The sequence below is a fragment of the Sphingomonas sp. AP4-R1 genome (assembly GCF_013113735.1).
GTDB lineage: Bacteria > Pseudomonadota > Alphaproteobacteria > Sphingomonadales > Sphingomonadaceae > Sphingomonas_I.
Map to the genome: position 1 here is coordinate 2686854 of NZ_CP053346.1, position 12541 is coordinate 2699394.

Sequence of the window (12541 nt, forward strand, 5' to 3'; positions counted from 1 at the left end):
GGTGCGTCTTCGTCATTTGTGGGCCGCTGACGCGGCCGTTCGATGCTCAGGCTCACCAGGCACGATGGATTTCTGTCAAGAAATCAATGACATGGAAGTAGTGGAGGGGAGGGAGTAGGGTTCTGATGTGGCCGGGAAAGAGAAACGAGCCACAGCACAGAGAAAGGATGAAGTCATGAAGATCGGTAGCTTCAAATTCGACGAACGCGCCAGCGACATTATCGGCAAGATCGCCACCCGCGAACTGCGCTTTCCCTACCTCATCATGCGCCGCGTGGAGGATCGACAGAGCGACAGCGCCCCCGTCTATGAGATTTACGAGACGAGCAGGGCTGGCGACGAAATCCAGATCGGCGTCGTGTGGGAACGCAAGATGCGCTCCAATGACGAGGTGTTCCTGTCTGGCATGGTCGATGATCCGAGCTTCCGCGAACCGCTCCCCATCGCCCTGTTTGGGGACGAGACGAACGGCTTTGACGTCCAGTGGCGGCGTGAACGCGAACGCGAGGCACAGGGCGGCGGCTTTGGCGGACGCTTGGGCGGCGGTCAGCGGTCAGGTGGTTTCGGTGGACGGTCGGGCGGCGGTTTCTCCGGCGGCAGCACCGCAGGGCCGGACGGCGGCTATACCGGCAACGGACGCAGCCTTGACGACGAGGTGCCCTTCTAAGGCAGTCAAGACGGGCCGGGGGAGCGCTGGAACGCTTCCCCGGTCCTGAACCGTCATCCCGTCACAAGGAGTCCATCCCATGAGCAAGCCAACAGCCTTGCACAGCGTTAGCAGCTTTGCCGACTTGCCGGAACTCTATGCTGAACAGACCGCGACACCCGATTTCGTGGCGTCGTTCGGCGATCCGCTGCCCCTGACCATCATCGACGCGCACGAGGAACCGGGCGAATTTCTCATCCCTGACCCGATCGCGGCACAGGCGGAATGCGGCGGTATCGTCGCCGCCATTTTCGACCTGCTAGGCGATACCCGGCTGGACACGCTCGCCCCGGAACTCGCTTGGGGGTTCGTCAACAGTTTTCATTTCGTGGCGAACAAGCTCGAAGGCCGCGAGGACAGGCTGGCCGATACCATCCGCGACATGGCCCGCCGTCTGGAACCGGGCGAAGTGTTCAACAAGGAACTGGAGGACACCCAGCTTGAATGCCAGTCGGTCGCGGAACAGCGCGCCGCCATGGAAGCCATGCGCGATTATGCGGCGGCAATGTATCGCGCCTATGCCGGTCGCCCATGGTCCCCCGCCAAGGGTTCGCGCGCGTCCCATGTCACCACCGCCAGCCAGATTTCGGCACTCGATTTCCTCCGCGCCCGATCCGAACGGCGACGCGACCGATACGACCCGCAAGGCCCCGTCGTCGTCGTTTCCGGCCCGCAGGACTGGCACGATTGGCGGACCATCTGGAACCGGCTCGACCAGATCAGGGCGCGCATTCCCCATATGGTGCTTGTAACCACCGGGCAACGCGCCGGAGTCGATGCAGCCGCAGCCGCATGGGCCGGACAGCGCGGCGTTATCTGCATTGCCTTCGGTCTCTATGGGCGCGGCAACGGAAAAGCCTTCAAACGCAATCGCGACATTGCCGAGCTTATGCCGGTTGAAGCGCTCTTGTGCGAAGGGTCCGGCATCCAGTCGAGCCTCTATGACCTGTTCAACCCGGAGAAGGGCCACCGTGTCCCGACCCATGTTTTCATGCGGGCAGATCAGCAACCCGATGTGCCGATCAAGAAGAAGCGCCGCGTCATAGCGGCCTGATCGGGAGCCACCAAGCGAAGGGCCGGGGGGGGAAACCGCTCCCGCCCCCTTGTCGTGCCTTTGGCACGAGCGGGGGAAACCCGAACGGTTTTCCCCGCGCCGCTCCTTTTGCCGGGCGTACCGCCCGCCAACGTCGCTCCCCTTTCCGCTAAGGATGCACAGGCGTTGAGGCATCATCCCCGCCAGCGAGGCGAACGACCGCGCGCTTGCGAGCCGCAGCCGGAGACGGTTCCGCCTGGACGCCTTGTGCCGTCAGGCCCTTGAGCGCAGAAATCGCAGCGCTACCGCCAACCCGGATCGCTTGGCCGATTACATCGCGAAACTCCCGCTCGCTCAACTGTTCGACCGGCAATTCCGTCACCAGCTTCCCATATTGCGCGCGCAACCCACGCCGCACCGCCTCGGCTTCCCGCGCGAGGTTCCGCTGATCGGCCTCGATCTTCGCGAGCCGCTCGCGTTCCGTCATCTTGGGCATTCTTAGACTCCTTGCTCAAGGAGGTCTGCCCGCCAGCACCCAATATCCATCAGGGATCATCGCCATGCAATCCTTCCCCTGCATCGGGACCATGATTGCGCAACCAAGACACCCGGCTGGGGAAGCCCCCGCCAACAAAAATCGACAGGCGCAGCGGGCAAGCGCGCTGCGGAGGAGGGACGCACGCCGAAGGCGGATGTAATGCACCCCACGCACGGGTGCTGCGGGCACGAATCGCCCGGATTTGCGCCGCTTCCTGTCGGCACTGCGCGGCAGTCGGTTCGGCACTGATCGGCTGCCGCTGGCAGCCAGCCTATGCGGTATCGCCGGCTAAGTAGCTGATCGCGCTCGGCACTAGGTGGCTGCCACCGGCAGTTCCGATAAATTGTTGAGATCGCGGTGTAATTCGACTATAAGGACGACGCTTCACCACGCTGCTGGGCGCCGGACAAGGAGTCCGCCGCTTGGCACGCATCACAATCCGCATAGACGACGACCTCTATGCGCGCCTTACAGTGCAGGCGCGCAATGCCGGTCTCGGCGCCGCGACCTATTGTCGCGACATCCTCGAGCGCTTCGAAGGCACCGATCCGTCGGGCTATCATGCCCGCTTCGACGAGCTCCACGCGACCGCCATCCAGGCCTTCGCGATCCTCGCGACGTCAGTGGGTGAGCGTTCTCCCGACATCCTCCAGAAGGGGTTGGGCGAAGCCCGCCGCCTCCTCCGTGAAAGGGGGCTGCTCGATCCCGAGCAGGACCGGCCATGAGCATCTTCCGCCACGACACGCTCGGCTCGTGGACGAGGGGCGGCCAAGCCATCGTTCATAACGTCCGCATGACCACTCAGGTCTTTTACCAGACCTTTCTTGCCGGGCTGGTGATCTGGATCGGTGGCACCGTCTGGTACGCGCTCGAAAAGTCGTCCGAATATGAGCGCTTCGTGATGCTGAAGGTCACGCAGGCCTACTTCATGGGCGACACGCTTCCCGGCAATGCCACCCCGATTTTGTTCAAGACGCCGGTCGGCAAGCAATACTGGACCACAACCAAAGGGCTCGTCAGTTCTGGCGTCGCGCACAAGACCCTCGCCGCCTTCGAGACCTATCTGCTCCACGGCGCAATGCTTGCTGGTCTCTTCGCCCTCGCCATGCTCGGGTGGGCCTGGTTCTACTTTACCCGTACGGGAAGGGGGCTCGGCTCCAACCAGTTCCTGCGAGGCGCGCGCTTCGGCACGGTGCGGCAGGTCCGCCGGGCACTGTGGCGCTATGCCAAGGGCAGCTTCGACATTGGCGGGGTGAATGTCCCCGACGCGTTTGAGCCGGAACACATCCTCATCTGTGGCGCCCCCGGTACCGGCAAGACCAACATCATCGTTAAGATGCTCGACGGCATCCGCAAGCGGAAGCGCCGCGCGATCGTCTACGACACCGCCGGGACCTTCGTGGAGAAATTCTACCGGCCGGGGATCGACGTGCTGCTCAACCCGCTCGACGCCCGGGCGGACTGCTGGTCGCCCTGGGTCGATGTGCCGCGGGACTATCACTACGACCAGATCGCCGAGTCGACGATCCCCGACAAGGCTGGCGATCCCTTCTGGGCGAAGGCCGCGCGTGGCACGCTGGTCGCCGTCATGCGAAAGCTGGCGCGGCAGGAGCGTACCCTCGTTTCCATCCTGCTCGACACGCTGCTCCGCTCCAAGTTGAAGGAGCTCGCCGCCTTTGCCGCCGGCACCGATGCGGCAGCCTTCATCTCGACTGAGGGTGAGCGCACCAGCGCCGGCATCCAGGCGGAGCTCGCCTCGGTGATGCGTAGCTTCTCCTATCTCGACGACACCGCCGACGGCTTCTCGATTCGCGACTGGGTCGCCAACGAGAAGGACGACAGCTGGCTCTTCATCACCGTCAAGGCGGACCAACTTCCCTCGCTGCGCCCCCTGATCACGGTGTGGCTCGATATCGCGATCAGCGCGATCATGAGCATGACCCCCGATCGCAACCGACGCCTCTATTGTGTGATCGACGAGCTTCCCACGCTCCAGCGTCTGCCCTCGCTCGGCGACTTCCTTGCCCGCGCGCGGAAATATGGTGGCTGCGGCATCCTCGGCTTCCAGAGCTACCCGCAGCTCGAAGCCACCTACGGCATCCAGGATGCAGCCGCGATCACCGGCTACTGCTCGACCTGGGTGGCGCTGCGCGCCAACGACACCCCCACCGCAAAGCATGTCAGCGAGAACCTCGGACAGGTTGAACAGGTCGAGGCCAATGAGGGCATGTCCTATGGCGTGAACGACATGCGCGACGGTGTGAACCTCTCGCGCATGCAAGTGACCCGCCCGCTGGTCATGCACACCGAGGTCACCAACCTGCCCAACCTCATGGGCTATCTGCGGTTCGGGCGCAGCCTGCCGGTTGTCCGCTTCGAGGACAGCTACAACAAGGTGGCATCCGTCGCCGACGCTTTCGAGGAACGCCAAACCGCTCCGGTGCGGATGGCTGTGCCGGAGCCCGCGGTGTCCCCCGCGCCAGCATCGTCGCGACCACCGGCCGCACCGAAGGCGCCTTCCGCGAAGCGACGTCGTACAACCCGAACCGATCCCGGTGCTGAGCTACCGTTCGCTGCGCCCGACGACACGATGGATCGTGAAATCCCGCCGACGAACGACGAGCCTGCTCCGCCGCCACCCCACGCTGCGGAGAAAGGGGAACCGACCGCCCCGCCCCCTCCACTGGAGCTGTTCGGCAAGCCAGCCGGATTCCGCCTCAGCCAACATGGCCGTCATGACGGCACCCGCAATGCAGCGAGGCCGGCATGATCAACCCGATCCGGCTCAAAGGCAAACCTGCGAACATCGCACGCTATTATACCGTCGGCGATTATTACACCAAAGGCTCCGAGGAGCAGTCCCAATGGGGCGGGAAAATCGCCGCCGAACTTGGCCTGGAGGGCGAGGTCGATCTCGGCATCTTCAAGGAATTGCTTGCCGGTAAGGTCGGCGAGCAGCAGCTTGGCCGTCGGCGCAAGGGTGGCGAGATCCAGCATCATCCGGGATGGGATTTCGCCGTCAACGCGCCCAAATCGGTGTCGATCATGGCTCTGGTGGCGAACGACGAACGGATCGTCGACGCCCACGAAAAGGCCGTCACGGCGGCGCTCTCCTATCTGGAAGAACATGCGCTCATGCGCCATCGCGTGGATGGCGAAGTCACCGAGAGGACGACTGGGCGCCTGATCTGGGCGCGCTTCACCGAGCATGCCTCTCGCGAGCTCGATCCGCACCTTCACACCCATGTCGTCGTCATGAACATTACCGATGAGCGGGATGGCGCAAGGAAGGTCAGCCTCGAAAGCCGTGCCATGTTCGCCGAGCAGATGACGGCCGGGCAGGTCTATCGGAATGAGCTTGCCCACCTCCTGCGAGAGCGGGGCTACGACGTCGAATTCGACCCGCGCCGGGGCCTGTTCGAGATCCGGGGCGTGCCCAAAGGCCTGATCGTCGATATGTCCCAGCGGGCCGAGCAGATCGATGCCCATGCGAAAGAGCATGGTCTGGACGGGCAGGCGGGGCGTCAGAAATCCTTCTATGCCACCCGCGGACCCAAGCAGAAAATGTCGCTCGAAGGGCTTCACGAGCGGTGGGAAGGGCGCCTGGGACAACATGCCGAAGCGGTGCGGCAAATCCGGGCCGACGCCGAGAAGGTCGGTGAGCGCCAGGTAGACGTGGAGGCCCCAACAGCAGCCCGGGCAATGCTGTTCGGTATCCGACAGTCGGAAGGAAAGCAGGCGGTCAACAATCTCGGTCGGCTGTTGCAGACAGCGCTTGCCTCTCATGTCGGCGAGGTTCGCCTGTCGGATGTGCGTCCCGTTGTTGAGGGACATCAGGCCCGTGAGAAGCTGCTCGCAACGCACGAGCGGACAGGCGACGAGGTTCACACGCGGGGACGAACAACCCGCAAGACCGCTCGACTGGAAATTGCGCTATCGGATCAGCTGGCACTTGCGCTGAACGATGCCCGGCCGTTGGCATCAGTCGAGGCGTTGCGCGACGCCGGGATCGCCCGCGATCTCAAACCCGAACAGCGGACAGCGCTCCTCCATCTTGGCACATCCGACCACCGGGTCGTCGCGGTGCATGGCGTTGCCGGCTCGGGCAAGTCGACGATCATCGGTGCATTGCGAGAGGCGGTAGGGGATGCAGCGACGCTCATCGCCCTTGCTCCCACATCCTCTGCCGCCAGCGAACTGGGACAAAAGGCCAGTATCGAGTCGCGCACGGTGGCGAGCCTGCTTGCTACCGGGGGAGCGAAGCTCGACGACAGCCATGTCCTGGTTGTCGACGAGGCGGGCCAGCTCGGCAACCGGCAAGCGATGCGGCTGCTCGAGATCAGCCGTGCCACCGGAGCGCGTCTGATCCTGCTGGGCGACACCCGGCAGACGGGGGCGATCGAGCAGGGCAAACCCTTCTGGTTGATGATGCGGCTCGGCATGCCCAAGGCTGAGCTCAAGGATCCCGTTCGTCAGGAGAACGAGGGGATCATGCAGGCGGTGCGGCTAGCCCGCCTCCAGAATTACGATGGATCGCTCAAGGCGCTCGAGTCGGTCACCAGCGGCGCGAACAGCGAAGACCTTGCCAAGGCGCTGGTCGCCGACTGGACGAGGTTGAGCCCCGAGCAGCGCGCGAAGACCAACATCCTCGTCCTGGAGAATGCGACCCGTCTGATCGTCAACACGCGGATTCGCGAGGCGCTGAAAGCGGAGGGCGGGCTGGCGGCCGAGGAAGCTCGGCTGTCGATCCTGTCGCCGTCGGGCATGACGGACCAGGAGAAGCATTTCGCGAGGTTTTATTCCCGAGGCCAAGTCGTCGTGTTTTCCCGCGACAATGTCGGCCTCGGGGTCGCCCGCGATGCCGAATACAAGGTGATCGGGATCGGGCGCGATGCGCGCGGTCGCCAGACGGTCAATCTGGTCGACGAGCACGGCAGGACCATCCAGTGGGATCCTCGATTAGGCCGTGCCTCTCAAATCAACGTGTTCAAGGAGGAGCAGCGGAGCCTCGCCGACGGGGACCGTATTCAATGGCGCTTGGTCAGTAAGGAGCTTGGCCTCAAGAACGCCGAGCGCGGCACGGTGCAACGCCTCGACGGCTCGGTCGCAACGATCCGATGGGATCGCGGTGGGCGAAGCCAAGAGATCGACCTGTCTCAGCACAAAACCTGGGACCACGGCTACGGCGAAACCGTCTACTCCGCCCAATCCAAGACCTACGATCGGGTCTATGTCCTGGCGCCGGTCAACTCCCCACTCGTGACCGGCCAAAACTACTACACTGCGATCACGCGGGCCCGCTTTGGGGCGCGGCTCTGGACGGAGGATCGGGAGCGACTGGTCGATCGGCTCAGGACCCGATCCGGCGAGAAGACGTCTTCGCTTCAGGGATTGGGCCGCATCGAGCGGGACAGCGTCAAGGGACGAACCGCCCAACATGGAGAGCGTTGGGACCGGCTTCGCGAGGAGCAACGCGGTCAGCGAGAGGCGCGAAAAGATCGATTACTAGCCGAGCGGGCGGAGCGGTCAACACCTTCCAGAGACAGCCTTGCGGCCTATTTTGCTGATCGGGCTCAGGCCGCCGCGAGATCTCTGGACCAGTGGCTCTCCGGCCTGCTTGAACGCGCCCGCAGTGGCGTCGATCGTGTGGGGAACGGCGGCCGAGACGCTCATCAAGCACCGGCTCCATCGACATCCCTGCCAGAACGATCCCCATCACACGGGCACGAGCATGGAGGCGGTCATGACCGCTGACGGCATGCGCTTCGCGTCGCTGGCTCTTCTGGGGATCATCACCCTGTCCTTTCAACCGACCAGCGCGGCAGTAAGATCGCCGGCCGAGCATGAGGCTCGTCTTGCAGCTTGTATTCGCGATGCAGCGGGCGGTCGCGTATGGCTGGAAAAGACGCTGTGGGGCCTGCGCGACCAGGAGGGTGGCTGGGTCGGTGCGGAGGTGCCGAACGGCAACGGTAGCCATGATCTTGGACCGCTCCAGGTCAACAGCTACTGGGTGCTCAAAATCGCCACGATGGTGAGCAGGCGACCCGCCGACGTCAGGGCGTGGCTAATCGCGGACCCTTGCTTCAATGTACAGGCAGCGCGCTGGATCTTCCTATCGGGTCTGAACGCGACCGGCGACTACTGGACGGCCATAGGCGTCTATCACAGCCCTACGGCCTCGCGGCAACGGATGTATGTCGCATCCGTCTCACGCCATCTCGCGCGTCGCTTCGGTCGCAGCGCTTTCTCGGCCCAACGACCGTGAGACGCGCGAGATTGGAAGGCACCTCCTATGGTGAGGTAAGCTCGGTCACGGACGACGCCGGCGAATTTCCGGTTACGCTTCGATCGGATGGTGCGGAGGGTAGAGAGGACCGATGGGCGATCCGAAGAGGCGCGCTCTCCAGGCAACTGGTTCTGGATGCCCGTGACCTGTTCGAGCGAAGGCTGCAAAGGCCGGTGTCTGAAAACGAGGCGCGCAACCTATTGGGCAACTTGGCCGACTATGTCTGGATGCTCGTCCAATGGGAGGTGTCCGGTCCAGACCCGAATGCATCACCAAAGGAAAAAAACGTGACGAAGAGACCCCGTGGTCGTCCCCGAAAATCCGACATTAAGAAGAGAAAGCCGCCGGTCCGACATCCCTCTGCGTAGCCGTGTTTGGCTGCCGGTTAGAGGGGAGAGGGGGCGGCAAGCTGAGTCAGGTTGGATAGGATTGAGTAAATGGCACGTCCACGGAAACCCAAGGTCTCTACCACCGCGCAGGGGCGAACCAGCGGAGGTCAAAAGGCTGTTCTCTACGCTCGCGTATCCACAGCCGAGCAGGAGAAGGAAGGCTTTTCCATCGATGCTCAGGTGGCCCTGATTCGCGAGTACGCTGATCGGATGGGCTTCGTTGTCGCAAATCAATACATCGACGTTGAAACCGCCAAAAAGACCGGACGCACGCAGTTCGAAGCGATGCTCAAATATCTTCGGAGCCACTCCGGGGTGCGGCATCTGCTGGTGGAGAAGACCGATCGGCTGTACCGGAATATCAAGGACTGGGTCACGCTCGATGGTTTCGACATCGAACTCCATCTGGTGAAAGAGGGGACGGTCCTCTCACGCGATTCGCGTTCGTCCGAAAAGTTCATGCATGGGATCAAGGTCCTTATGGCAAAGAACTACGTCGACAATCTTTCCGAGGAAGCCCGCAAGGGCATGCTGGAGAAGGCCAAGCAAGGCATTTGGCCGTCACAGGCTCCGCTCGGCTATCTCAACGTTGTTGGCCCCCAGGGCAAAAAGATCATCGTGCCCGACCCCGATCTCGCTCCAATCGTCTCGCGCCTTTTCGAGTGGTTCGAGACGGGCGACTACGCGCTGAAGGACGTTACCCAGAAGGCGCGGGCTGCCGGGCTCAGGTATCGGCGAAGCCAGAAACCCGTCGGGACGAGCACGGTCCATTACATGCTCCGAAACCGGCTGTACGCGGGCGCCTTTGAGTGGGGCGGACGCCTCTATCAAGGAACTCACGAACCCCTTGTGGCCCGTGAGACATGGGAGAACGTGCAGGAGGTTCTTGATGGACGCAGCGCGAGCAACGTTCGAGCAGAGCCGCTCCGATTCGCTTTCACAGGATTGATTACCTGCGGCCACTGTGGGTGCGCGGTGGTCGCCCAGATGCAGCGGGGGCGCTACATTTACTACCACTGCTCTGGCTTCAAGCAAAAGTGTCCCGAGAAATATGTTCGTGAGGAGACGCTCGCCGACGCCTTTTCCGAGCAGCTCTCCCGTCTTCACATGGATGACGAGATTTTCGCGCTGATCGAGCGCGCCATCCGTGAATCGCACGGGGATAAAAGCAGGGAGCGACTCGAAACGCTTGGACGCTTGAAGGGCGAGGCTGATCGCCTGCAACAAAGATTGGACAAGCTATACATCGATCACCTCGACGGCCGTATCACCGCCGAGATGCACGACCGTATGGCGGCCACCTGGCGAGAGGAGCGGACCGGTTGCCTTCGGAGGATAGAGATCCTGAACAATGCGGAGGACGCCTATGTCGACGATGGCATCGCTCTCCTCAACCTCGCTCGGAAAGCGCATTCGACCTTCAACCTACAATCGCAAAGTGGCAAAAATTCCGCTTTGAATCTGTTGGTTTCGAACAGCACTTGGGCAAACGGACAACTATCCGTCGCCTTCCGAGAACCGTTTGATATGCTTGAGAAAATGTCGCTTGGCGCTTCAGGATCCGAGCCCCCGGCAGGGCCGGGTGGCTCGGACAATCCTGAATGGCTCCCCGAGCAGGATTCGAACCTGCGGCCATTCGATTAACAGTCGAATGCTCTACCGCTGAGCTATCGGGGAACAACGGGAGCGGCGCCTATATGGCGAGCCGGCGCGGGCTGCAACCCCGCCTTGCATGTTTTCCTGCATCATCCTGTGGATGATCGGGCACAGTGCCGGCTCTCACACTGACGCGCGTGCCTAGAAAGCGAACTGCTCGCGCGCGATACGGTCGTCCAGCGCATGTTCGGGATCGAACATCAGGGTCAGCTGCGTGGCGCGGTCCACCGAGACGTCGATTCGCGCCACGTCGCGGACCTCGCGCTGGTCCGCCACGGCGCTGACCGGGCGCTTCACCGGATCCAGCACGCGAAAGCTCACGCGCGATCGATCGGGCAGGATCGCGCCCCGCCAGCGGCGGGGACGGAAGGCGCTGATCGGCGTCAGGGCGACCAGCGAGCTTTCCAGCGGCAGGATCGGCCCCTGCGCCGAGAGATTATAGGCGGTCGATCCCACCGGCGTCGCCACCAGCACGCCATCCGCCACCAGCTCGGGCAGCACGACGCGCCCGTCGATCATGATCTCGATCCACGCCGTCTGGCGCGTCTCGCGCAGCAGCGAGACCTCGTTGATCGCGGGGATGGAGATCTGCGTGCCCTCCACCGTCTGCGCGTCCATCCGCAGCGGCGAGACCTTCACCGTCTTCGCCCGCGTCAGCCGGTCCTCCAGCAGATCGGGGCTATATTCGTTCATCAGGAAGCCGACCGTGCCCAGGTTCATGCCGAAGATCGGCAGCGCGCGGCGCCGGTCCAGCATCGCGTGGAGCGACTGCAGCAGGAAGCCGTCGCCACCGAGGGCCACGACCACCTCGGCCTCGCCCATCGGCACCCATTCGTAGCGACGCTTCAGTTCCTCGGCGGCGGTCATCGCCTGCTCGGTGGGGGAGACGGCGAGGGCCAGCCTGCGTTCGCCGCTCATCCGCCGGTCACGCTCATGTGGCGGCCGACGGCGGGGGCCGCGCCGCGCCGGCTGATATGGAAATCATGCGCCAGCGGCTTGGTGGCGAGCGCGCGGTCCAGCGCGGCATCGATGCCGGCGCGGCCGCCCTCGCGCCAGGCGGCGCGCAGGTCCACCTTCCGCTCGCTCCCCAGGCACAGGAACAGTTCGCCCGAAACGGTCAGACGCACGCGATTGCAGCTTGCACAGAAATTCTCGCTCAAGGGCGTGATCAGGCCCAGCTTCACACCGAGCGCTCCCACGCGGAAATAACGCGCCGGGCCACCCGTGCGCTCGATCAGGGGCACGAGTTCGTGCCGTTCGGAAAGATGTGCCTTCACGCCGTCCAGCGGCAGGAAGCGGTCGACCCTATCCTCGTCGATGCTGCCGAGCGGCATCGTCTCGATCAGGGTCAGATCATGGCCTTCCGCCGCGCACCAGCGCAGCATCGGCTCGATCTCGTCCTCGTTCAGGCCCTTGAGCGCGACCATGTTGATCTTGATCGCGATGCCCGCCGCGCTCGCCGCCGCGATCCCCCCCAGCACCTTCGCCAGATCGCCGACGCGCGTGATATGGCGGAAGCGATCGGGATCGAGGCTGTCGAGGCTCACGTTGATGCGGCGCACGCCCGCGTCGCGCAGCGCCTTGGCATGATCGGCCAGCCGCGTGCCGTTGGTGGTGAGCGTCAGTTCGTCGAGCCCGTCGCCCAGCCGCACGCCGATCATCCGCGCCAGCTCGGGCACGCCGCGCCGCACGAGCGGTTCGCCGCCCGTCAGCCGGATCCGCCGCACGCCGCGATCGATGAACGCATCGGAGATGGCGGCGATCTCCTCCAGCGACATCACCTGATTGCGGGGAAGAAACGTCATTTCCTCCGCCATGCAATAGCGGCAGCGCAGATCGCACCGATCGGTCACGGAGATGCGGACATAGGTGATGTGGCGGCCGAACGCGTCGATCAGGGCGGGGGCGTCGCTCACTGTCGTTAGCTAGGCCT

Annotated in this window: 10 protein-coding genes, 1 tRNA gene and 1 pseudogene; 7 read left to right on the forward strand and 5 right to left on the reverse strand. The window is 63.6% G+C overall.

Translation table 11 applies throughout. The annotated features are described in order from the left end of the window. The first annotated feature begins 127 nt into the window (after positions 1-127). On the forward strand, positions 128-667 hold the full coding sequence (locus HL653_RS12540) for a DUF736 domain-containing protein (RefSeq protein WP_253716800.1): 540 nt from the start codon (positions 128-130) through the stop codon (positions 665-667). A gap of 79 nt (positions 668-746) precedes the next feature. Further along, entirely contained in the window at positions 747-1760 is a 1014-nt protein-coding gene (locus HL653_RS12545; RefSeq protein WP_171744802.1) for a DUF2493 domain-containing protein, read from the forward strand. 148 nt (positions 1761-1908) lie between these two features. Here the strand turns inward: HL653_RS12545 and HL653_RS12550 are convergent, their stop codons facing one another. Then, positions 1909-2235 (reverse strand): hypothetical protein, encoded by a 327-nt coding sequence (locus HL653_RS12550; RefSeq protein WP_171744803.1) that lies wholly within the window; start codon positions 2233-2235, stop codon positions 1909-1911. A gap of 464 nt (positions 2236-2699) precedes the next feature. Between HL653_RS12550 and HL653_RS12555 the strand changes: the two genes are divergently transcribed. The 5 genes and pseudogenes from HL653_RS12555 to HL653_RS24275 form a co-directional block, all read left to right on the forward strand. Then, the gene (locus HL653_RS12555) at positions 2700-3002 is read left to right on the forward strand and encodes a hypothetical protein (protein ID WP_169476413.1); all 303 of its coding nucleotides are present in this window, start codon (positions 2700-2702) and stop codon (positions 3000-3002) included. Continuing rightward, complete coding sequence (locus tag HL653_RS12560; protein ID WP_171744804.1) at positions 2999-5047, forward strand: type IV secretion system DNA-binding domain-containing protein; 2049 nt, start codon at positions 2999-3001, stop codon at positions 5045-5047. Before HL653_RS12555 ends, HL653_RS12560 begins: the two co-directional genes overlap by 4 nt. Then, complete coding sequence (mobF, locus tag HL653_RS12565) at positions 5044-8031, forward strand: MobF family relaxase (protein ID WP_171744805.1); 2988 nt, start codon at positions 5044-5046, stop codon at positions 8029-8031. The genes HL653_RS12560 and mobF overlap by 4 nt, the downstream gene beginning before the upstream one ends. After that, positions 8021-8542 carry a lytic transglycosylase domain-containing protein gene (locus HL653_RS12570; protein ID WP_253716802.1) on the forward strand — a complete coding sequence of 174 codons (522 nt, stop codon included), beginning with the start codon at positions 8021-8023 and terminating at the stop codon, positions 8540-8542. The genes mobF and HL653_RS12570 overlap by 11 nt, the downstream gene beginning before the upstream one ends. A gap of 458 nt (positions 8543-9000) precedes the next feature. After that, positions 9001-9987: pseudogene (locus HL653_RS24275) on the forward strand (recombinase family protein); the annotation flags it as partial. A gap of 204 nt (positions 9988-10191) precedes the next feature. Here the strand turns inward: HL653_RS24275 and HL653_RS24280 are convergent. The 4 genes from HL653_RS24280 to moaA form a co-directional block, all read right to left on the reverse strand. Beyond that, positions 10192-10365, reverse strand: a complete 174-nt coding sequence (locus HL653_RS24280; RefSeq protein WP_253716804.1) for a hypothetical protein — start codon at positions 10363-10365, stop codon at positions 10192-10194. 189 nt (positions 10366-10554) lie between these two features. Continuing rightward, positions 10555-10629 (reverse strand) — tRNA-Asn (locus HL653_RS12580). A 120-nt stretch (positions 10630-10749) separates the two neighbouring features. After that, positions 10750-11526 (reverse strand): NAD kinase, encoded by a 777-nt coding sequence (locus HL653_RS12585; RefSeq protein WP_171744807.1) that lies wholly within the window; start codon positions 11524-11526, stop codon positions 10750-10752. Further along, positions 11523-12524, reverse strand: coding sequence for a GTP 3',8-cyclase MoaA (gene moaA, locus HL653_RS12590; RefSeq protein WP_253716806.1), 1002 nt, complete (start codon positions 12522-12524; stop codon positions 11523-11525). Before moaA ends, HL653_RS12585 begins: the two co-directional genes overlap by 4 nt. Between the last annotated feature and the right edge of the window lie 17 nt (positions 12525-12541).

Bases quoted from the DNA above. Each gene is read 5' to 3' on its own strand.
- HL653_RS24280 (WP_253716804.1), bottom strand. From the start codon at position 10,365: ATGCGCTTTCCGAGCGAGGTTGAGGAGAGCGATGCCATCGTCGACATA.
- HL653_RS12545 (WP_171744802.1), top strand. From the start codon at position 747: ATGAGCAAGCCAACAGCCTTGCACAGCGTTAGCAGCTTTGCCGACTTG.
- HL653_RS12570 (WP_253716802.1), top strand. From the start codon at position 8,021: ATGACCGCTGACGGCATGCGCTTCGCGTCGCTGGCTCTTCTGGGGATC.
- mobF (WP_171744805.1), top strand. From the start codon at position 5,044: ATGATCAACCCGATCCGGCTCAAAGGCAAACCTGCGAACATCGCACGC.
- HL653_RS12585 (WP_171744807.1), bottom strand. From the start codon at position 11,526: ATGAGCGGCGAACGCAGGCTGGCCCTCGCCGTCTCCCCCACCGAGCAG.
- HL653_RS12550 (WP_171744803.1), bottom strand. From the start codon at position 2,235: ATGCCCAAGATGACGGAACGCGAGCGGCTCGCGAAGATCGAGGCCGAT.
- HL653_RS12560 (WP_171744804.1), top strand. From the start codon at position 2,999: ATGAGCATCTTCCGCCACGACACGCTCGGCTCGTGGACGAGGGGCGGC.